Raw genomic sequence first — 19,821 nt, 5'->3', positions numbered from 1 at the left:
GCGGACGCCGGGGGCGGGTCAGTACCCGCCCTCGGCGTCCACCAGGCCCTCCAGCTCCGTCCCGGCCGCGCGGGCCCGCAGGTTCCGCTCGACCCGCGCGTGGAGCAGCGGGACGCACATCTCCGGGGTGTCCGCCGTGTGCGGCGTGATGAGCGCACGCTCCTCCGTCCAGAGCGGGTGGCCCTCCGGCAGCGGCTCGGGGTCGGTGACGTCCGTGCCGTAGCCGTGCAGCCGGCCCGCCGCGAGGGCCTCGACGACGGCGTCCGTGTCCACCAGCGTCCCGCGGGCGATGTTCACGAGCACGGCGTCCTCGTCCAGGAGGGCGAGGCGGTCGGCGTCGAACAGGCCGCGGGTCTCGTCCGTGGCGGCCGCGGCGATCATCACGACCTGCGCACCGGGCAGGACCTCGTCGAGGCGGTCGGTCGTGACGGTGCGGTCCGCGCCGGGCACGTCTCCCGCGCGTCGGCGGACCGCGGTGACGTGCACGTCCCAGGTCTTGAGCAGGCGGATGTACTCCTGTGCGATCCCGCCGCCGCCCACGACCACGGCGTTCAGGCCGTTCAGGGTGCGGCCGGAGGAGGGGCCCCACGTGGTGGCGCGGACGCGCGCGGGCAGGTCCCGCAGCAGGGCCAGGGTGAGCAGCAGCGCGTGTTCGGCCACCGGCGGCGCGTACGTGTCCTTGGCGGACGTCCACACGAGGTCCGGGCGGCTGCGCACGAGGGGGACAAACGGCTCGATCCCGGCGAACGGGAGCTGCACCCAGCTCACCCGGGGGTGGGCGGCCAGGGCCGCAGCGAGCGCATCGACCGGGATCGGGCGGACCATCAGCAGGGCCGTGGCGGAGGTGTCGCCCTCGGCCACGGCGGCGCCGCCGACGTCGGCCACGGCCTGCTCGGCCAGCCGACGGGCGTGGGCGTAGGGGGTGCCGGCGACGTCCTGCGCCGCGGGGAGGATGAGCAGACGCTCGGGGACGTCGTCGGGTCGGGTGCGGGGGAGAGTGGAAGTGGTGGGCATGGTGCCCACCGTCCCACATCCTCCGGGCCTGGTTCAGCCGGCGACGGCGTCCCGGTGCGCGGCGGACAGCCGCAGGTAGGTGGCCGCGTTCTTCTTGAGGCCCTCCCGCTCCTCGTCCGTGAGGGGGCGGCGGACCTTCGCGGGGACGCCCGCCACGAGCGAGCCGGCCGGGACCTGCGTCCCCTCGAGCACCAGGGCGCCGGCGGCCACGAGCGAACCGGCGCCGATGACCGCGCCGTTCATCACCGTGGCGGACATGCCGATCAGGCAGTCGTCCTCCACGGTGGCCCCGTGCACCACGGCGGAGTGGCCCACGGAGACACCGGCGCCCAGGGTGCACGGGAAGCCCTCGTCCGCGTGCAGCACCACGTTGTCCTGCAGGTTGGTGCCCGCCCCGACGCGGATGGGGGCGGAGTCACCGCGGGCGGAGACGCCGTAGAAGGCCGAGGAGCGCTCGGCCATCTCGACGTCGCCGGTGATCGCGGCGGTCGGGGCGAGGAAGACGGACTCGTGGATGCGCGGGGTGGCACCCGCGACGGTGATGATGTGGGCCATGCCACCAGCCTAGGCGGGCAGGACGACGGCGCCGCGTGGCGCCGTCGTCCCGGGCTCAGCTGAAGACGACGGTCCGCCGGCCGTCCGCGAGGACGCGGTGCTGGGCGTGCCAGCGCACGGCCTGCGCGAGCGTGGAGCCCTCGACGTCGCGGCCGCGGGCCACGAAGTCGGCGGCGGTCTGGGCGTGGGTCACCGGCTGCACGGACTGCGCGATGATCGGGCCCTCGTCCAGGTCGGCGGTCACGTAGTGGGCGGTGGCGCCGATGAGCTTCACGCCGCGTTCGTGCGCCTGGTGGTAGGGGCGGGCGCCCTTGAAGGAGGGCAGGAACGAGTGGTGGATGTTGATGGCCATCCCGGCCAGGTCCCGGCACAGCTCGTCCGAGAGGATCTGCATGTAGCGGGCCAGGACCACCAGCTCGATGTCGAACTGGGCGATCAGATCGCGCAGCCGGTCCTCCGCGGCCTCCTTGGAGTCCCGGCTCGAGGGGTCCTTCGAGACGGGCACGTGGATGAAGGGCACGCCGTAGAAGGAGGCGAGCGGCTGCAGGTCCAGGTGGTTCGAGACCACCACGGGGATCTCGATGGGCAGGGTGCCGGCGCGCTGCTGGAAGAGCAGGTCGTTGAGGGTGTGCCCGTCCTTGGAGCACATCACGAGGGTGCGCATGCGCTGCGCCGCGTCCCACAGGCCCATGCGCATGCCGAACTCCTCGCGCACCGGCGCGAGCGCCTGCTCGATGTCCTCCCGCGTGGCCGGGGTCACGAACTCCACGCGCATGAAGAAGTCGCCGGTGTCCGGGGAGTCGTACTGCTGCGACTCGGTGATGTCCGCCTCCACGCCCAGCAGGGCGCCCGTCACGGCGTGCACGATGCCCTTGCGGTTCGTGCAGGCCAGCGTGAGCACGCGGGCGTGCTCCGCGCCGGAGGCGGGGGAGGGGCTGGGGGAGAGGGCTGCCGTGTCCATGGCGTCGATGGTAGGCGGTGCCGGCCGCGCGGAACCGCGGGATGACGGGGCTGATCCCTGGTCGGGGGGCCGGGCCCCGTGTCATCCTCAAGACCAGGTTCCCCGCCGCGCGGCGGCGCGGGAAGCAAGACGCGGCGCCCGGCCCGGCCGGTCGCCCCAGACGACCGAGGAGCACCCCCATGCCACAGTCCACCCTCTACTGGATCATCGCGGCGATCATCGTCGTGCTGCTGATCCTGATCATCCTCTCGGTGATCGCCTCCCGCCGTCGTCGTGAGGCCGAGGCCGAGGCCGCCGAGACCCGGCTCGAGCGCCGGGGCGTCAGCGCGGACACCGCGGGTGAGCAGGCGGCCGCCGCCGCGGCCGCCCCCGCGGCCCCGACCCGCCTCTCCCGCCTGGACGAGGTGGCGGCCGAGAAGGACGCTCGCCCCGCGGCCGCGGTGAAGCCCGCCGGGGGTCCGGCTGCGTCCGACACCGCCGCGGCGGACCGCGAGACCGACGAGTCCGTCGCCGGCGTGGCCGGCGGTGCGGGGGTGACCGTGGACCAGCAGGACGCCCCGAGCACCGAGGCCACCGCTGAGACCCCCCGTCGCGATGCCGCGGCTCCGGCCACCCGGCGCACTCTGCGCCCCGCCGCGGCGGCGCCGAGCACAGCGCGCGAGGCGGACACCGTGGGCCTGGGCGCGGCCGGTGTGGCCGGCGGCTCCGGCGTCACTCTGGACGAGCAGACGCCCGCGGCCGACGTCCCGGCGACCCCGGCCTCCCCGTCCCCGGTGGCCGAGACCCCCGCTCCGGCGGCACCGGCCGCCGCGGCCCCGGACCACCGGAGCCACCTCACCCCGGCTCCCGAGCACGTGCCCGGGACTGTCCCCGCCGACCAGGTCGCCGCCGAGCACACCCCCACCAAGGAGTTCGCCACGGACGCGATCCCCGCCCCGCAGGGCGAGCACCTCGAGACGCACACGGTCGCCACCACCGCGCACGGCTCGGTCACCGTCGTGGCCACCGAGTCGGACCAATCCGAGCAGAACGGCGCCGACGGGACGGAGCGCTCGGCCGCCGGGTCCCTGCGCGTCGACGGCACGCCCGGCGTGCCCGGTCGCGTGGCCGAGGCGGACCGCGAGTCGGCGCGCACCGACGACCACCGCGCGGACGCCGCGCAGCCGGCGGCGGTCGAGTCCGCGGCCGAGCGCCCGTCCCTCGAGGCCGCCCCGGCCACCCGCCGGGCCGAGACCCCGGAGACCCACGCCGGCACCACGCCGGCCACGCCCCTGGGCGGCACCCCGGAGCTGGACCCGACCGCGGCCTCGTCCGGCCGCGCGGAGGACGCCACCCCGGCGACCCGCCGCGAGGCCCGCGCCGCGCAGTCGGCGGCAGCCGCCGGGACTGCTGGGACCGCCGAGACCACCGCGCCGACGTCGTCGACGCCCTCGACGGTGGCCCCGGACACCTCCACCTCCTCCGCCCCCACGGATGAGGAGCCCGCCGAGGACGACACCGAGGGCGCCGCCCTCCCGGACCTGCGGGCGGACCGCGACGAGACCCGAGGCTCGGACGCCGAGGGCGAGTCGAAGCTGGCCCAGGCCGGCGCCGTGGCGGCCTCCGCGTTCGAGACCGTGCGTGACAAGGTCGCCATCCCGCTGCGGGACAACGTGGCCGTGCCCGCCAAGGACAAGGCCGTGAAGGTGGTCAAGGACAAGCTGGCCCAGGCGCAGGAGCGCCGCTGGGGCAAGCGCTGACCGAGGCATTCGCCCCACGACGACGGCGGCCGCCCCCTCGTGTGAGGGAGCGGCCGCCGTGCGTTCAGCGGCGCGCGCGGGCGCCCGCCGGGGGAGGGAGCCGTCAGATGCGGGCCTCGCCGCCGGCCTCGACGCCCGGGATGCCGTCGCCCTCGTGGCGCTTGACCTCGTCCTCGATGCGCTGGCCGATCGTGGCGTCCACGTTCTTCCAGTACTCGAAGGCGCGGGCCTGGACGTCCTGGCGGACACCCTTCAGCGCGCCGGCCACGGTCTCCACGAAGTCGTCGCGCTCCTGGTCCGAGAAGACCTCGCGGACGAGGGTGCCGGCCTGGCCGAAGTCGTCGTCGTCCGCGCGCAGGGCCTGGGCCTCGCGGGTCAGGGTGCCGTCGGCCTCCCAGCCGTCGTCCACCGGGCCGGTCTCGTCCGACCAGGAGTCGCCGTTGGAGTTCGGCACGTAGGTGGAGCGGTCGCCGGTGTGGTCGTACCACATCTGGCCGTCGAAGGCGTAGTTGTGCACCGCGTTCTTGGGGCGGTTCACCGGCAGCTGGTTCACGTGGGCGCCCACGCGGTACAGCTGCGCGTCGTGGTACGCGAAGGCGCGGCCCAGGAGCATGCGGTCCGGGGAGAGGCCGATGCCCGGCACGGTGTTGCTCGGGCTGAACGCGGCGGACTCGATCTGCGCGAAGTGGTTCTCCGGGTTGCGGTTCAGGGTCAGCGTGCCGACCTTGATGCGCGGGTAGTCCTTCTGGGAGATCGTCTTCGTCAGGTCGAAGGGGTTGAACCGGTAGGTCTTGCCCTCCTCGTAGGGGATCGCCTGGATGTAGAGGTCCCACTTGGGGTGGTCGCCCTTGGCGATGGACTCGAACAGGTCCTGGCGGTGGAAGTCGGCGTTCTCGCCGGCCATCTTGGTGGCCTCGTCGTTCGAGAGGTTGTGCACGCCCTGCTGGGAGATGAAGTGGTACTTCACCCAGTGCTTCTCGCCCTGGGCGTTGACCCACAGGTAGGTGTGGGAGCCGTAGCCGTTCATCTCACGCCAGGTGCGGGGCAGGCCGCGCGGGCCCATCAGGTAGGTCACCTGGTGCGCGGACTCGGGGTTGTTGGTCCAGAAGTCCCACTGCATGGTGGCGTCGCGCAGGCCGGAGTCCGGCAGGCGCTTCTGCGAGCGGATGAAGTGGGTGAACTTCATCGGGTCGCGCAGGAAGAAGATCGGGGTGTTGTTGCCGACGAGGTCGTAGTTGCCCTCCTCGGTGTAGAAGCGCAGCGCGAAGCCGCGCACGTCGCGCCAGGTGTCCGGGGAGCCGAGCTCGCCGGCCACGGTGGAGAAGCGCAGGAGGGTCTCGGTCTTCGTGCCGGGCTGGAACACGAGGGCCTTGGTGTACTTCGACACGTCCTCGGTCACCTCGAACTCGCCGAACGCGCCCGAGCCCTTGGCGTGCGGGCGGCGCTCCGGGATGTTCATGCGGTTGAAGTGCTGGTGGGTCTCCAGCAGGTGGGTGTCGTGCAGGACGATGGGCCCCTCGCTGCCCACGGTCAGGGACTGGCGGTCGCTGATGGCCGGGGCGCCGTTCTGGCGGGTGGAACCGGTCGCGTGCGGGGTCTTCTTCTGGTACTCCGTCATGGAACTCTCCTTCGTCGATCGACGTCGGCCGCGCACCGATCGGCGCGGTGGGCGGCGTCATCCCCGATCTTGGCATATTTCTGAATCAGTCAAAAGAACCGGGTGCCGGGGTCGGTCGCCGGGGCCGCGGGCCGCCGTCGCGCAGGCCCGACGACGGCGCCTGGTCACTAGGATGGAGGGCACCGGAGCCTTCCGGCCGCACAGACCCCCGTTCGAAGGGAACCCCCGTGACGCAGACGCCCGACATCAACACCCAGCCCCTCGCCGAGGTGGACCCGGAGATCGCCGCGGCGCTCGCGGACGAGCTCGGCCGCCAGCGGGGCACGCTCGAGATGATCGCCTCGGAGAACTTCGTGCCGCGCGCCATCCTCGAGACGCAGGGCTCGGTGCTGACCAACAAGTACGCGGAGGGCTACCCGGGCCGCCGCTACTACGGCGGCTGCGAGTTCGTGGACGTGGCCGAGAACCTGGCCATCCAGCGCGCCAAGGACCTGTTCGGCGCCGAGCACGCCAACGTCCAGCCGCACGCCGGCGCCCAGGCCAACGTGGCCGTGATGACCTCGCTGCTGGACCACGGGGACACGATGATGGGCCTGTCCCTGGCGCACGGCGGCCACCTGACGCACGGCATGAAGCTGAACTTCTCCGGCAAGAACTACAGCATCGCCGCGTACGAGGTGGAGCCGGACACCCACCGCATCGACATGGACAAGGTGCGCGAGAAGGCCCTCGAGGCCCGGCCGAAGGTGATCGTGGCCGGCTGGTCCGCCTATCCCCGTCAGCTCGACTTCGCCGCCTTCCGCTCGATCGCGGACGAGGTCGGCGCCCGGCTCTGGGTGGACATGGCCCACTTCGCCGGCCTCGTGGCCGCCGGCCTGCACCTGAACCCGGTGCCGCACGCCGACGTCGTCTCCTCCACCGTGCACAAGACCCTCGCCGGCCCCCGTTCGGGCTTCATCCTCTCCACCGAGGAGCTGAAGAAGAAGATCGACTCCGCCGTGTTCCCGGGCCAGCAGGGCGGCCCGCTGATGCACGCGATCGCGGGCAAGGCCGTGGCCTTCAAGATCGCCGGCTCCGCGGACTTCAAGGAGAAGCAGGAGCGGACCCTGGCCGGCGCGCAGATCCTGGCCGAGCGCCTGACCGCCCCGGACATGGCCGAGCACGGCATCTCGGTGCTCACCGGCGGCACGGACGTGCACCTGGTCCTGGTGGACCTGCGCGAGTCCCAGCTGGACGGCAGGCAGGGCGAGGACATCCTGCACGAGGTCGGCATCACCGTGAACCGCAACTCGGTGCCGTGGGACCCGCGTCCGCCGATGACCACCTCCGGCCTGCGCATCGGCACCCCCGCGCTGGCCTCCCGCGGCTTCGGCGAGGCCGAGTTCCGCGAGGTGTCCGACGTCATCGCCGAGGCGCTGAAGCCGAGCCCGGACGTGGAGGCGCTGCGCGCCCGCGTCGTGAAGCTCACCGAGGACTTCCCGCTGTACGACGGCCTCGAGGGCTGGTGAGCCGCCGATGACCGCGAAGGTCCTGGACGGCAAGGCCACCGCCGCCGCGATCAAGGAGGAGCTGCGCGGCCGCGTGGCCGCCCTCGCCGAGCGCGGGCACACCCCCGGCCTCGGCACCCTGCTCGTCGGTGAGGACGCCGGCTCGCAGAAGTACGTGGCGGGCAAGCACCGCGACTGCGCCGAGGTGGGCATCGAGTCCATCCAGCGTGAGCTGCCCGCGGACGCGACGGAGGAGCAGATCCTCGACGTCGTGCGCGAGCTGAACGAGGACCCGGCCTGCACGGGCTACATCGTCCAGCTGCCGCTGCCGAAGCACGTGGACACCCAGAAGGTGCTCGAGGCCATCGACCCGGACAAGGACGCGGACGGCCTGCACCCCATGAACCTGGGGCGGCTCGTGGCCTCGGTCGGCGGCGAGCTGGACTCGCCGCTGCCGTGCACCCCGGCCGGCTGCGTCGAGCTGCTGCGCCACCACGGTGTGGGGCTGGCCGGCAAGCACGTGCTCGTGATCGGCCGCGGCGTGACCATCGGCCGGCCCGCCGGCCTCGTGTTCACCCGCCGCGAGGTCAACGCCACCGTGACCCTGGCCCACACCGGCACCACGAACCTCGACGAGCTGCTGGCGAGCGCCGACGTCGTGATCGCCGCCGCCGGCTCCGCCCACATGGTGAAGCCGGAGCAGGTCAAGGAGGGCGTGATCGTCCTGGACGTAGGCGTCTCCCGCGTGACCGGGGAGGACGGGACGTCGCGCGTCCTGGGCGACGTGGACCCGGCCGTGAAGGAGAAGGCGGCCTGGATGGCGCCGAACCCGGGCGGCGTCGGGCCGATGACCCGCGTCATGCTGCTGGCGAACGTCGTCGAGGCCGCCGAGCGCGCCGCCGACGGCGAGGACTGGGCGGGGGAGCGGGCCGGCGCCTGACCTCTCCCCGCCCCGCGACGAACCCTGCGAATCGCAGGGTTCGTCGCCGAGGGGGCGGCGCGCGTCCGGGCGGGTGGTGCGCCTATGCTGTCGCCTTGTGAGTCACACCACTCTGCACGCGTCCCCCGGCGACGCCTCCGTCATCCGTGCCCGTGGGCTGCGCAAGCAGTACGGCGAGTTCCACGCCGTGAAGGGCATCGACCTGGACGTGCGTCCCGGCGAGTGCTTCGGCCTGCTCGGCCCCAACGGCGCGGGCAAGTCCACCACCATGCGCATGCTCGCGGGCACCTCGCAGCGCACCGCGGGCGAGCTGACCATCCTGGGCATCGACCCGGAGGAGGACGGGCCGGCCGTCCGTGCGCGCCTGGGCGTGGTGCCGCAGCAGGACAACCTGGACGAGGAGCTCACCGCCCGGGAGAACATCCTGATCTACGGCCGCTACTTCGGCCTGCCCTACTCATACCTGCGGCCCAAGGCCGAGGAGCTGCTGGCCTTCGCCCAGCTCACCGAGAAGGCGGACGCCAAGGTCACCGACCTCTCCGGCGGCATGAAGCGCCGGCTCGTGATCGCCCGCGCCCTGGTCAACGAGCCGGCCCTCTTCCTCCTCGACGAGCCCACCACGGGCCTGGACCCGCAGGCCCGCCACATCCTGTGGGACCGCCTCTACCGGCTCAAGGAACGCGGCACCACGCTGCTGCTGACCACGCACCACATGGACGAGGCGGAGCAGCTGTGCGACCGGCTCGTCGTCGTCGACGGCGGCGAGATCATGGCCGCCGGCACCCCCGCCGAGCTCATCCGCGAGCACGCCTCCCGTGAGGTCCTCGAGGCGCGCTTCGGCGCGGACCGCAACGAGGCCGCGGCCCGCACCGTCCAGGCCCACGCGGGTGACGGCGTCGTGCACCGCGTCGAGGTCCTCCCGGACCGCGTCCTCGTCTACGCCCGACGCGCGGACGACCTGCACGACGTCGTGCAGCGCCTCGTCGACGAGGGCGCCCTGCCCGCCCCCGCCACCACGCTGACCCGCCGCGCGAGCCTCGAGGACGTGTTCCTCATCCTCACCGGCCGCACCCTGGTGGACTGACCCGTGCCGTCCCCCACCACGACGACGGCCCCCGGCCCCGCCTCGCCCGCCGAGCCGCTGCGCCCGCCGGTCACCGCGGCGGCGTCCGCGGAGCGTGTGAGGCGCCGCGGCGTCCTGCTCTACGCCGAACACCAGCTGCGGAACATGCGTCGCTACGGCGCGGTGCTGCTCGTCGGGGCGCTCGGCGAGCCCGTGCTCTACCTGCTGGCCATGGGCCTGGGCCTGGCCCAGCTCATGGGCGGGGGGATGCCGCAGGACGCCCTGGGCGGGGTCTCCTACGTCGCGTTCATCGCCCCGGCGCTGCTGGCCTCGGGCGCGCTGATGACCGCGTCCGTCGAGTTCTCCTACCCGGTGATGGGCGGGTTCCAGTGGCAGCGGACGTACTACGCGGCGCAGGCCACTCCGCTGTCTCCGGCGCAGATCGCCCTGGGCCACCTCGTGGCGGTGAGCCTGCGGTTCGTGTTCCAGGCTGCCGTGTTCCTGCTGGTGATGCTGGCGTTCGGCGTGGTCTCGAGCCCGTGGGCGTGGGTGCAGGTCCTCACCGCCACGCTCGGCGGGCTCGCCGTCGGCGCGCCGATCATGGCGTTCGCGGCCTCCCTGAAGGAGGACAAGGGCCAGTTCGCCACCCTGCAGCGGCTCGTGATCATGCCCCTGTTCCTGTTCTCCGCCACCTTCTACCCGCTCGAGGCGCTGCCGGTGTGGCTGCGCTGGATCGGCTGGCTCTCGCCGCAGTGGCATGCCGCCCAGCTCGGCCGCGTGCTCTCCTACGGGATGGCCGAGCCGGGCTGGCTCACCGTGGTGCACGTGGCGTTCCTGCTGGCCCTCGCGCTCGGCGGGGCCTGGCTCGCGGTGCGGATCTACACGCGCCGCCTCGGCTGGGTCCGCGGCGCCCCGGACCGCGACGCCGTCACGGCCGCCCGTCGGGACCGTGCCCCGCGCCTGGGCCGCCGTGCCGCGCACACCAAGGCCGCCCGCGCCGACGTCGCACCCGCCGCCGCGCAGGCGGACCCGGCCGCGCCGTCGTCGGTGGTGCGGGAACACGCCGTCGCCGTGCCGCCCATGCCCGAGATCCCCGTGCGCCGCGGCCCGCTGGCCGGCGCGTACTCGGGCAACGTGCGCGCGGTGATGGAGCGGGCGTTCCTCTCCCTGAAGTCCAACAACTGGGTGGTGTTCTTCTCCGGGTTCTTCGAGCCCGTGCTCTACCTGGCCTCCATGGGGCTGGGTCTCGGTGCGCTGGTCGGCGACGTGGCCGGCCCGGACGGCACCCCCGTCCCGTACGGCATGTACCTCGCCCCCGCGCTGCTGGCGGTCTCGGCGATGAACGGCGCCATCTACGACTCCACGTGGAACGTGTTCTTCAAGCTGCGCTACGCGAAGACGTACCAGACCATGCTCTCCACGCGGCTGGGCCCGCTGGACGTGGCACTCGGGGAGATCGCGATGGCGCTGCTGCGCGGGCTGATCTACGCGGTCGGCTTCCTGATCGTCATGACCGCGGCCGGGCTCGTCACCTCCTGGACGGCGCTGCTCATGATCCCCGGCGCCCTGCTCGTGGCGCTGGGCTTCGCCTCCCTCGGCATGGCGGTGACGAGCTGGATGAAGACGTTCCAGCACATGGACTGGGTCCAGATCGTGCTGATGCCCATGTTCCTGTTCTCGGCCACGTTCTTCCCGCTCGCGGTCTACCCGGAGCCGATCCAGTGGGTGATCCGCGTGTTCCCGCTGTGGCACGCCGTGGAGCTGATGCGCGCGCTCGCGGTGGGCGTGCTGAGCTGGGCGACCGCCGGCCACGTCCTCTACTTCGTGGTGATGGCCGGCGTCGGGGTGTGGCTGGCCGCCCGCCGGCTCGGCGCGCTGTTCCTGCGCTGAGGCCCCGCGGGCCGGTCAGGCCGCGCGCGCGGCGCGGCGTCGCCGGACCACGTCCAGGGCCGCGACCGCGGCGGTGAGCGCCCAGCACACGGCCACCATGCCCATGGCGGTCGAGGCCGCGTGCGCGTACGCCGCGGCCGACGGCGGCCCGGCGCTCTCGGCTGCGGCGCCGGCCAGGGCCGCGAAGAACGCGCCCGTCACCACGGACAGGCCCAGGGCGGTGCCGAGGCGCTGCGCCGTCTGGGCGACGCCGCCGGCCGCCCCCGCCTCGTGGCCGGCGACGTCGTCCATCATCAGCACCTGCGTGCTGGTGAGCAGCAGGGCCTGCGAGGCCGACTGCACGATCAGCCCCACCCCCACGATCCACGGCGACCACGCGCCGGCCGCGCTGCGCTCGAACGCGAGCGCGAGCACCCCCAGCGACACGAGGCCCACGAGGGCGCCGAGCAGCACGAGCACGGGCCCGCGCCGCTGCACCATCGAGCCCACCCACGGGGACAGGGAGGCCACGACGACGGCGCCGGGCAGGCCCACGAGGCCGGCCTCGAGCGGCGTGAACCCCATGCCGCGCTGCAGGAAGATCGCCACGATCGCGAACACCGCCGGCATCGTCGCCAGGTAGATGGTGGACTCGAGCGCGCCGATCGTGAAGGACGGCCGCCGGAACAGGGCCGGGTCCACCATGGGCTGCACGCCGGTGGCCGCCGCCCGGGCCTTCACGCGCTTCTCCCAGAGCCACCACGCCGTCACGAGCGCGGCGGCGAGCACCAGCAGCCCGGCGGTGCCCGGGACGATGAACGGCACCATGAGGCTCACCCCGCCGGCGCCGAGCAGCAGGGCGCCCACCGGGTCGAGCGCGGCGATCCCGCGCGGTCCGGGGGCGGCGGGCAGGCCGTGCACGCGGGTGGGCGGCGGCAGCCAGAGGGCGCCCATCGCGACGGCGGCCAGGCCCACGGGCACGTTCATGAGGAACGTGGAGCGCCAGCCCCACTCGGGGCCGAACGCGCCGAGGAACAGCCCGCCGAGCAGGGGTCCCACGGCCACGCCGAGGCCCACCACGGTGCCGAAGAGCCCGTAGGCCCGCCCGCGGGCGCGGCCGTGGAAGTTCGACTGGATGAACCCGATGACCTGGGGGTTGAACACACCCGCGCCCAGGCCCGTGAGCAGGCGCCCCGCGTTGAGCAGCAGGGTGTCCCCGGCCAGGCCGGAGAGCAGGGAGCCGAGCATGTACAGCGTGATGCCCGCCAGGAACAGGCTCTTGCGGCCCCACAGGTCGCCGGCGCGGCCCGCGGCCACGAGCACGGTGCCGAACGTCAGCGTGTACCCCGCCAGCACCCACTGCAGATCCGCGCTCGTGGCGTCCAGGCCCGACTCGATGGCCGGCAGCGCCACGTTCACCACGGACACGCTCATCAGAGCGAGGAAGAGCGGCATGAGCAGCGCGGTGAGGATGCGGCGCTGGTCAGGGGTGAAGGCCCCGGACGCGGAGTCGGCGGGGCGCGGGGGGCGGGGGGTCATCGCCTCAGGATAGGCGCCGACGCGGGACGCCCGATTCGGAGCGCACCCCACGATGCGGGATGATGGAGGGCAGACCCCACGAGCCCCTCCGGAGGAGCACCCATGTCCCAGTCCCTGACCCCCGGTCCCGACGGCGCGCGCCGCGGCCCCCGCGCCGGCCTGCGCGTGGGATCGCTCGGCTTCGTCGCGATGATCGTCATCCTGATCGTGGCGATCATCTTCGCCGCGAACCAGAACGACGTGATCGGGTGGCTCGTGGTCGCCGTCGCCGCCGGCTGGCTCGTGTTCGCGGTGGTCGTGTACCTGCAGATGCGCCGCGGCGTCCAGGCCGCGGGACGCAAGGTGGACACCGCCATGCAGAACGCCCGCGCCGACGTCGCCGCCCTGCGCGGCCGGGACACCGACGCCGCCGCCCCCGCGGTGGCCCCGCCGGCACCGGCCGCGGACCCCCTGCGGGACACCAAGCTGGACCACTCGTTCAAGATCGCCCAGGTGCAGGTGCGCGTGGTGCGCGAGCAGCTCGCCGCGGGCGAGGGCATGGACCGCGAGATGGTGGACCGCGCCCTGGAGACCATCGACATCACGGCCTCCAACGCCCGCGACATGATCAAGGAGTCCCGGGCCGGCGGCGCCGAGGGCCCGGTGAGCGGGACGGTGATCAGCTGATGACGGCGCTGCCCGAGAAGGACCCCGTCACCGGGAAGTACCCCGAGCCCGCCGAGGGCGAGCCCGTGGTGCACGCCAACGCCGGCGCGCCCAAGGCCGACGGCGCCGTGCGCGTGGCCACCGTGAACGTCAACGGCATCCGCGCCTCGCACCGCAAGGGCATGCGGGAGTGGTTCGCCGGTCGCGGCGTGGACGTGCTCACCCTCCAGGAGGTGCGCGCCCCCGCGGACGTCACGGCGCAGCTGGTCCGCGAGATCGTGGGCGAGGACTGGGACGAGGTGCACCTGGCGGACGCCGTGGCCGCCGCCAAGGGGCGGGCCGGCGTCGCGATCGCCTCGCGGTTCCCGCTCGGCGAGGTCCGCACGGGCATCGCCGACGCCGACGGGTACTTCGACGACGCCGGCCGCTGGATCGAGGCCGACCTGCGCCTGCCGGACGGCTCGCCGCTGACCGTGGTCTCCGCCTACGTGCACTCGGGCGAGGTCGACACCCCGAAGCAGGTGGACAAGTACCGGTTCCTCGACGAGATGGTCCGCCGCCTCTCCGAGCTGGCCGCGGGGGAGGGGCACGCCCTCGTCACGGGCGACCTCAACGTGGGCCACACCGAGCTGGACATCAAGAACTGGAAGGGCAACGTGAAGAAGGCCGGCTTCCTGCCCGAGGAGCGCGCCTACTTCGACCGGTTCTTCGGCGAGCTCGGCTTCACGGACGTGCACCGAGCCCTCGCCGGGCCGGTGCCGGGCCCGTACACGTGGTGGTCCATGCGGGGCAAGGCCTTCGACAACGACGCCGGATGGCGCATCGACTACCACATGGCGACCGCGGGCCTGGCCGAGCGGGCGAGGACCGCCGTCGTGGACCGCGCCCCCAGCTGGGGCACCCGCTTCTCCGACCACGCCCCGCTCGTGGTCGACTACCAGTTCTGACCGTGCAGGAGAGACCCGAGGCTGAGATGACCATGAAGAAGAACTCCGTCCAGGACGTCCTGGCCCAGGACGCCGCCGCCACCGCCCACCTGGCCGGCGCGTCCGCCCGGCACCGCGTGCTCTCCGGCATGCAGCCCTCGGCGGACTCCCTCCACCTGGGCAACTACCTCGGCGCCCTCGTGAACTGGGAGCGCACCCAGGCCGACTTCGAGGCGTTCTTCTTCATCCCCGACCTGCACGCCATCACCGTGCCCCAGGACCCGGCAGCCCTGGCGGAGCGCACGCGGGTGGCCGCCGCGCAGTTCATCGCCGGCGGCATCGACCCCGAGCGCTCCACGCTGTTCGTCCAGTCCCAGGTGCCCGAGCACGCGCAGTTGGCGTGGGTGCTGACCTGCATGACCGGCATGGGCGAGGCCATGCGGATGACCCAGTTCAAGGACAAGTCCGCCAAGCAGGGCGCGGACGCGGCCGGCGTCGGCCTGCTCGCGTATCCCATGCTCATGGCCGCGGACATCCTGCTCTACCAGCCGCACGGCGTGCCCGTGGGCGACGACCAGCGCCAGCACGTGGAGCTCACCCGCGACCTCGCCCAGCGCTTCAACCATCGCTACGGCGAGACGTTCGTGGTGCCCACCGGCTTCTACCCGGAGACCGGCGCGCGCATCTACGACCTGCAGGACCCCACGTCGAAGATGTCCAAGTCCGCGGCGTCCCCGAACGGGCTCATCAACATCCTCGAGGAGCCGAAGAAGACCGCCAAGAAGATCAAGTCGGCCGTGACCGACGACGGCACCGAGGTGCGCTTCGACCGTGAGGCCAAGCCCGGCGTCTCCAACCTGCTGACCATCCTCTCCGCGGTGTCCGGCACACCGATCCCGCAGCTCGAGGAGGAGTTCGTCGGCAAGATGTACGGGCACCTCAAGGTCGCGGTGGCGGACGCCGTCGTCGAGCGCCTGGCCCCCGTGCGCGAGCGCGCCCTCGCGCTGCTGGACGATCCCGCCGAGCTGGACCGCATCCTCGCCGCCGGCGCCGAGAAGGCCCGCGCCGTGGCCACGCCCGTGCTCGAGGACGTCTACGCCAAGGTCGGCTTCCTGCCGCCGCTGCGCTGAGCCGGACCGCACCGGCCCCCCGACGACGGCCCGCGCCCCCGACCTGCGGGGGACGCGGGCCGTCGTGTTTCTCCGACTCGAGGTGGAGGCGGCGGCGCGTGCGCGGCTGACAGGATGGAGGCATCGCCCCCGCTCCTGCCGCCGTGGGGGCATGCCCCACCGACAGAGGAGTGCCGGAGCCATGTCCACCGCAGTCGCGACCCCCGGGGTCGCCGAGGTCCCGCCCGGGGCCGAACCCGTCCTGGAGACGGAGAACCTCGTCAAGGTCTACGGCCGCGGGGCGTCCCGCTTCGACGCGCTGAAGGGCATCACCCTGCAGATCCAGCGCGGCGAGTCCCTGGCCGTCGTCGGCAAGTCCGGCTCCGGCAAGTCCACCCTGATGCACCTGCTGGCGCTGCTGGACCAGCCCTCCGCCGGCGTCGTCGCGATGGACGGCCGTCCCGTCTCCCAGCTCAAGGCCGCGGAGATCTCGCAGCTGCGCAACGAGCGGTTCGGCTTTGTGTTCCAGCAGTTCTTCCTGAACCCGAACCAGACGGTCCTGGAGAACACCGTGCTGCCGCTGAAGATCGCCGGCGTGGGCCGGGCCGAGCGCACCCGCCGCGGCATGGCGGTGCTCGAGCGGCTCGAGCTCGCGGACAAGGCGAAGAACAAGGCCACGGACCTCTCCGGCGGCCAGAAGCAGCGCGTGTGCATCGCCCGCGCGCTCGTGAACAACCCGGCGGTGCTGTTCGCGGACGAGCCCACGGGCAACCTGGACTCCGCCACCTCGGCGGCCGTGGAGGACATCCTCTTCGGCCTGCACCGCGACGAGGGCATCACCCTCGTGGTGGTCACGCACGACGACGACCTGGCCGCGAAGTGCGACCGTCGCGTCGAGCTGCAGGACGGCGTGGTCATCGCCGACGAGCGCGTCGGCACCGAGCGGGACGGAGCACGGGCATGAAGGTCACCGACGTCGCGGGCACGGCGCTCGCCAACACGATGCGCTCCAAGCTGCGCACGTTCCTCACCGTCGTCGCGATCGTGATCGGCGCATTCACGCTGACCCTCACCACGGGGCTCGGCGCGGGAATCAACAAGTACGTGGACAACGTGGTCGAGGGCTTCGGCCAGCCCGGCGAGCTGACCGTGATGAAGCAGCAGGACATGTCCTCGGCCGGCGCGGTGAGCGGTTCGCCCCAGGAGTACACGGAGCAGGACGCCGCCGGCGGCGAGATGTTCGGCATGCCGCTGCTCACCCAGGAGGACCTCGCCGCGATCGAGGACACCGAGCACGTCACCGAGGTGAAGACCTATCGGGTGGCCGAGCCGGAGTACATCCAGGGCCCGGACGGCCGCAAGTGGCAGACCGGCTTCATGGGCAGCTCCGGTGAGATCGACATGCTCACCTTCTCCGCCGGCCGTGCCCCCGAGGCCGGGGCCAACGAGATCGTCGTGCCCGAGTCGTGGGTGGAGGACCTGGGCGCCAGCGACGCCGAGGACCTGATCGGCACGGAGCTGACCGTCGTGGCAGCGACCCCGCTGCAGGAGCACAAGTCCGTGAAGGCCACCGTGGTCGGTGTGACGAAGGCGGCCGCGTCCGGTGCGGGCACCGCCCCGACGCCGTCGGAGTCGCTCGAGCAGGCGATCTACGACATCACGACGGAGGGCCTGCCGGAGTCCCAGCGGGACACCTACTTCCAGGCCACGGCGATCGTGGAGGACCCGGAGGCGAACGAGGACGCCGTGAAGCAGGCGCTGGCCGACCAGGGCCTGCTGGCGCAGACCCTCGAGGAGCAGCTCGGCGTGATCCGCGGCATCATCGACGCCGTCACGTGGGTGCTGACCGGCTTCGCGCTCATCGCGCTGCTCGCCGCCAGCTTCGGCATCATCAACACCCTGCTCATGGCGGTGCAGGAGCGCACCCGGGAGATCGGCCTCATGAAGGCTCTCGGCATGACCGGCGGGAAGATCTTCGGCCTGTTCACCATGGAGGCCGTCGTGATCGGCCTGCTCGGCTCGCTGATCGGCATCGGCCTGGGCGTCGCCGTCGGACTCATCGCGAACCAGGTGCTGACCACCGGCCCCCTCAGCGGCGTCACCGGCCTGGTCCTGTTCGCGGTCAACCCCCTCGCCCTGCTGCTGATCCTGCTGCTGATCGTGGCCATCGCGTTCATCGCCGGCACCTTGCCCGCCCTGCGTGCGGCCCGCAAGGATCCCATCGAGGCACTGCGGCACGAGTGATCCTGCCGCCGCGCCCGTCATCACCACCACCCGCACCCCCGACACCGAGGAGCTCACCATGACCACCGATCGACCGCACCAGGACCCGAACCCGGGCCAGCCCGCCGCGGGCTCCCGCTACGGCACGCAGCCCTACGCGGCCCCGGGCTACGGCGCCCAGCCGGGCAGCCCGTACGGCATCGTCCCGGAGCCGGCCGCGTTCCCCGCGCTCCTGACGCTGACACTCACGTCGCTCGCGCTGTACGTGCTGTCCTCCCTGCCGGCCCTGTTCGGCGGCGAGGAGAGCATCGAACGCATGCGGGACTCCCTTCGCCAGAGCGGCCTCACCCCCGAGCAGGTGGAGGAGATCGCGCCTGTCGTGGGCGCCTCCGTGACGGTGGGCACGATCATCGTCCTGCTCATCGGCGTGGCCCTGTACGCCCTGGTGTACTTCAACCTCCGCGGGGCCAAGAACTGGGCCCGCATCCTCGGCATCGTCGTCGCGATCCTGGGCACCCTCAGCGCCGTCGGCGGCATCTTCTCCTTCGTGACCTACCCCGGCATCGGCGGCGTGCTGGCCTCCGTGCTCAGCCTGGCGCTGGTGATCGTGAACATCCTGTGGCTGGTCAAGGCCTTCAACCCGCAGGTCGCGGCCTACACCCGTCAGGGCCGCCGCGCCTGACCCCGACGCCGTTCGCCGGCGGCGAGTCCTGGGTCGCCAGCCCTCGCCCCGGCGTCGGCCAGCGGAGACCATGGCGACATGGCCTCCGATCATCGACCCCCGCATCCCGTGTCCCCCGACTCCGACGACCTGGACGGCGGCGGGCGGCCCGTGGTGGGTCCGGACGAGGCGCGGCGGCGCATCGCCGGGCACTCCGGCCCGGACGCCCGCCCGCTCATCCGCCCCGATGCCCGCACCCCCGGCGTGTTCCGGGCGCTGCTCGGGCTCACGGTCGCGTCCGCGGTCCTCTACGCCGCGTCGATCCTGCGGAACCTCCTCCCGGGCGCGGCCCAGGACATCGCGGACTCGCTGCCCGAGGGCGGCGCGCAGTCGCCCGCGATGACTGCCGAGGCCATCGAGGGCGCCCTCACCGGCAGTGTCTGGTTCGCGACCCTGCTGGGTCTGGCGGTCTACGCGATCGTCCTCGTCGGCCTGACCCGGCACAGCAACACGGCGCGCATCATGGGTGCCCTGTTCGCCTCGATCGCCATCTTCGTGACGCTGCTGGGGGCCATCCGCCTGTTCGTCTTCCCCGCCGGGGACGTGGTGCTGCCCCTGGTCCTGGGCGGGCTGTTCGCGCTCGTGAACGCGGCCTGGCTCGTGTGCGCCTTCAACCCGGGCCTCGCGACGACCTTCCTGCGCCGCCGGGCATGATGGGGGGCATGCACCCCCTCCACGACGATCCCCACGAGACCACGGAGCGCGACCCCGGTCCCGATCGCGCGGCCCTGCGTCCCCTGCGCCTGTTCCAGACCGTCACGGCGGTCACGGGGGCACTGAGCGCGGCCGGCGTGGGGGGCGTGCTCGCGCTGCAGTTGTCGCCCACCTATGCCCGCGCCGTGCTGGAGGCGCGCTCCTGGGGCGCGAGCGAGGTCACCGACGCCGACGTCGCCGCGTTCCTCACCCCGGCGGGGGCGGGGCCGGTGGCCGCCGCGGCGGTGGTCGTCCTGACCCTGGTGCTCCTGGCCGGCATCACCCGCCGGATTCGGGCCGTGCGCCCCGTGGGGAGCGTGTTCGTGGTGCTGGGGATGCTCACGGCGGCCTTCTGGATGGTCGACGGCGGGCGGATGGTGCAGGCCGGGGGAGGGGGTCCGGTCGTGCTGGGCGCCGTCGTCGGGATGCTCGTGTCCAGCGCGGTGTGGCTGCGTGTGGCACACCGGCGGGAGACGCGCGACGCCTTCGACGTCTGAGCTCGCCCCGCCTCCGACTCCGCCTCCGGTCCCGCCCGTCCCCACGCCGAGGCCCGCAGACACGCCGCTACGCCGGTCCGGTGACGGCGCGTCTGCGGGCCTCGGCGGGAGGGGGCTCCGCCCACGACGACGGGGGGGGGCCCCCCCCCCCGCGGGGGGGGGGGCCCGGCCCGGGGGCGGGGGGGGGGGGGGGGGGGGGCGGGCGGGGGGGGGGGCGCGCGC

The 19,821-nt window shown here is 73.2% G+C and carries 18 protein-coding genes; 13 read left to right on the top strand and 5 right to left on the bottom strand.

Annotated features, from left to right (window positions below; translation table 11 throughout):
• Positions 1-18: 18 nt before the first annotated feature.
• The 3 genes from KVS67_RS04160 to purU are packed head-to-tail and all read right to left on the bottom strand — an operon-like array spanning position 19 to position 2,530.
• Entirely contained in the window at positions 19-1,014 is a 996-nt protein-coding gene (locus KVS67_RS04160; protein ID WP_208011477.1) for a D-isomer specific 2-hydroxyacid dehydrogenase family protein, read from the bottom strand.
• Positions 1,015-1,047: 33 nt separating this feature from the next.
• A complete protein-coding gene (locus tag KVS67_RS04155) occupies positions 1,048-1,569 on the bottom strand; it encodes a gamma carbonic anhydrase family protein (protein WP_036314590.1) in 522 nt (173 codons plus the stop codon).
• Between the two features lie 55 nt (positions 1,570-1,624).
• The gene (purU, locus tag KVS67_RS04150; protein ID WP_036314586.1) at positions 1,625-2,530 is read right to left on the bottom strand and encodes a formyltetrahydrofolate deformylase; all 906 of its coding nucleotides are present in this window, start codon (positions 2,528-2,530) and stop codon (positions 1,625-1,627) included.
• A 179-nt stretch (positions 2,531-2,709) separates the two neighbouring features.
• On the opposite strand from purU, the gene KVS67_RS04145 reads away from it, so the two are divergent.
• Complete coding sequence (locus KVS67_RS04145; protein ID WP_063188969.1) at positions 2,710-4,269, top strand: hypothetical protein; 1,560 nt, start codon at positions 2,710-2,712, stop codon at positions 4,267-4,269.
• 103 nt (positions 4,270-4,372) lie between these two features.
• Here KVS67_RS04145 and KVS67_RS04140 read toward each other — a convergent pair whose 3' ends face one another.
• The gene (locus KVS67_RS04140) at positions 4,373-5,887 is read right to left on the bottom strand and encodes a catalase (protein WP_063188971.1); all 1,515 of its coding nucleotides are present in this window, start codon (positions 5,885-5,887) and stop codon (positions 4,373-4,375) included.
• A 227-nt stretch (positions 5,888-6,114) separates the two neighbouring features.
• Here KVS67_RS04140 and glyA point away from each other — a divergent pair, with 227 nt between their 5' ends.
• The 4 genes from glyA (at position 6,115) to KVS67_RS14385 (ending at position 11,267) form a co-directional block, all read left to right on the top strand.
• Positions 6,115-7,395 (top strand): serine hydroxymethyltransferase, encoded by a 1,281-nt coding sequence (glyA, locus tag KVS67_RS04135; protein WP_063188973.1) that lies wholly within the window; start codon positions 6,115-6,117, stop codon positions 7,393-7,395.
• Positions 7,396-7,402: 7 nt separating this feature from the next.
• Complete coding sequence (locus KVS67_RS04130; protein ID WP_036338210.1) at positions 7,403-8,314, top strand: bifunctional methylenetetrahydrofolate dehydrogenase/methenyltetrahydrofolate cyclohydrolase; 912 nt, start codon at positions 7,403-7,405, stop codon at positions 8,312-8,314.
• A gap of 97 nt (positions 8,315-8,411) precedes the next feature.
• Positions 8,412-9,398, top strand: coding sequence for an ABC transporter ATP-binding protein (locus tag KVS67_RS04125; RefSeq protein WP_036338212.1), 987 nt, complete (start codon positions 8,412-8,414; stop codon positions 9,396-9,398).
• A 3-nt stretch (positions 9,399-9,401) separates the two neighbouring features.
• Entirely contained in the window at positions 9,402-11,267 is a 1,866-nt protein-coding gene (locus KVS67_RS14385) for an ABC transporter permease (protein WP_063188977.1), read from the top strand.
• Between the two features lie 15 nt (positions 11,268-11,282).
• Here the strand turns inward: KVS67_RS14385 and KVS67_RS04115 are convergent, their stop codons facing one another.
• Positions 11,283-12,785 carry an MFS transporter gene (locus KVS67_RS04115; protein WP_231866272.1) on the bottom strand — a complete coding sequence of 501 codons (1,503 nt, stop codon included), beginning with the start codon at positions 12,783-12,785 and terminating at the stop codon, positions 11,283-11,285.
• A 102-nt stretch (positions 12,786-12,887) separates the two neighbouring features.
• Here KVS67_RS04115 and KVS67_RS04110 point away from each other — a divergent pair, with 102 nt between their 5' ends.
• The 8 genes from KVS67_RS04110 to KVS67_RS04075 all read left to right on the top strand — a co-directional run bounded on the left by KVS67_RS04110 (position 12,888) and on the right by KVS67_RS04075 (position 19,599).
• Positions 12,888-13,451, top strand: a complete 564-nt coding sequence (locus KVS67_RS04110; RefSeq protein WP_063188979.1) for a hypothetical protein — start codon at positions 12,888-12,890, stop codon at positions 13,449-13,451.
• Positions 13,451-14,377 carry an exodeoxyribonuclease III gene (locus KVS67_RS04105; protein WP_063188981.1) on the top strand — a complete coding sequence of 309 codons (927 nt, stop codon included), beginning with the start codon at positions 13,451-13,453 and terminating at the stop codon, positions 14,375-14,377. The genes KVS67_RS04110 and KVS67_RS04105 overlap by 1 nt, the downstream gene beginning before the upstream one ends.
• 26 nt (positions 14,378-14,403) lie before the next feature.
• Entirely contained in the window at positions 14,404-15,486 is a 1,083-nt protein-coding gene (gene trpS, locus KVS67_RS04100; RefSeq protein WP_002856591.1) for a tryptophan--tRNA ligase, read from the top strand.
• 181 nt (positions 15,487-15,667) lie between these two features.
• Positions 15,668-16,429 (top strand): ABC transporter ATP-binding protein, encoded by a 762-nt coding sequence (locus KVS67_RS04095; protein ID WP_063188983.1) that lies wholly within the window; start codon positions 15,668-15,670, stop codon positions 16,427-16,429.
• Positions 16,426-17,709 carry an ABC transporter permease gene (locus tag KVS67_RS04090; RefSeq protein WP_036382034.1) on the top strand — a complete coding sequence of 428 codons (1,284 nt, stop codon included), beginning with the start codon at positions 16,426-16,428 and terminating at the stop codon, positions 17,707-17,709. The genes KVS67_RS04095 and KVS67_RS04090 overlap by 4 nt, the downstream gene beginning before the upstream one ends.
• A 58-nt stretch (positions 17,710-17,767) precedes the next feature.
• Complete coding sequence (locus KVS67_RS04085; RefSeq protein ID WP_036381954.1) at positions 17,768-18,370, top strand: hypothetical protein; 603 nt, start codon at positions 17,768-17,770, stop codon at positions 18,368-18,370.
• 108 nt (positions 18,371-18,478) lie between these two features.
• Positions 18,479-19,063: a hypothetical protein gene (locus KVS67_RS04080; protein WP_036382031.1), complete on the top strand. Its 585-nt coding sequence runs from the start codon at positions 18,479-18,481 to the stop codon at positions 19,061-19,063.
• An 8-nt stretch (positions 19,064-19,071) separates the two neighbouring features.
• Complete coding sequence (locus KVS67_RS04075) at positions 19,072-19,599, top strand: hypothetical protein (protein ID WP_036381951.1); 528 nt, start codon at positions 19,072-19,074, stop codon at positions 19,597-19,599.
• Positions 19,600-19,821: the final 222 nt, after the last annotated feature.

The sequence above is a fragment of the Micrococcus sp. GbtcB5 genome (genome assembly GCF_019091605.1).
Taxonomy (GTDB): Bacteria; Actinomycetota; Actinomycetes; order Actinomycetales; family Micrococcaceae; genus Micrococcus; species Micrococcus luteus.
The sequence above is the reverse complement of the archived record's forward strand: the minus strand, read 5'-3'. Positions and strand labels throughout refer to the sequence as shown.

What these genes read in the sequence shown, in the direction of transcription:
- trpS (WP_002856591.1), top strand. Translation starts at nt 14,404, where the DNA reads ATGACCATGAAGAAGAACTCCGTCCAGGACGTCCTGGCCCAGGACGCC.
- purU (WP_036314586.1), bottom strand. Translation starts at nt 2,530, where the DNA reads ATGGACACGGCAGCCCTCTCCCCCAGCCCCTCCCCCGCCTCCGGCGCG.
- KVS67_RS04110 (WP_063188979.1), top strand. Translation starts at nt 12,888, where the DNA reads ATGTCCCAGTCCCTGACCCCCGGTCCCGACGGCGCGCGCCGCGGCCCC.
- KVS67_RS04115 (WP_231866272.1), bottom strand. Translation starts at nt 12,785, where the DNA reads ATGACCCCCCGCCCCCCGCGCCCCGCCGACTCCGCGTCCGGGGCCTTC.
- KVS67_RS04095 (WP_063188983.1), top strand. Translation starts at nt 15,668, where the DNA reads ATGTCCACCGCAGTCGCGACCCCCGGGGTCGCCGAGGTCCCGCCCGGG.
- KVS67_RS04155 (WP_036314590.1), bottom strand. Translation starts at nt 1,569, where the DNA reads ATGGCCCACATCATCACCGTCGCGGGTGCCACCCCGCGCATCCACGAG.
- KVS67_RS04160 (WP_208011477.1), bottom strand. Translation starts at nt 1,014, where the DNA reads ATGCCCACCACTTCCACTCTCCCCCGCACCCGACCCGACGACGTCCCC.
- KVS67_RS04130 (WP_036338210.1), top strand. Translation starts at nt 7,403, where the DNA reads ATGACCGCGAAGGTCCTGGACGGCAAGGCCACCGCCGCCGCGATCAAG.
- KVS67_RS04105 (WP_063188981.1), top strand. Translation starts at nt 13,451, where the DNA reads ATGACGGCGCTGCCCGAGAAGGACCCCGTCACCGGGAAGTACCCCGAG.
- KVS67_RS04145 (WP_063188969.1), top strand. Translation starts at nt 2,710, where the DNA reads ATGCCACAGTCCACCCTCTACTGGATCATCGCGGCGATCATCGTCGTG.
- KVS67_RS04140 (WP_063188971.1), bottom strand. Translation starts at nt 5,887, where the DNA reads ATGACGGAGTACCAGAAGAAGACCCCGCACGCGACCGGTTCCACCCGC.
- KVS67_RS04075 (WP_036381951.1), top strand. Translation starts at nt 19,072, where the DNA reads ATGCACCCCCTCCACGACGATCCCCACGAGACCACGGAGCGCGACCCC.
- KVS67_RS04085 (WP_036381954.1), top strand. Translation starts at nt 17,768, where the DNA reads ATGACCACCGATCGACCGCACCAGGACCCGAACCCGGGCCAGCCCGCC.
- KVS67_RS04090 (WP_036382034.1), top strand. Translation starts at nt 16,426, where the DNA reads ATGAAGGTCACCGACGTCGCGGGCACGGCGCTCGCCAACACGATGCGC.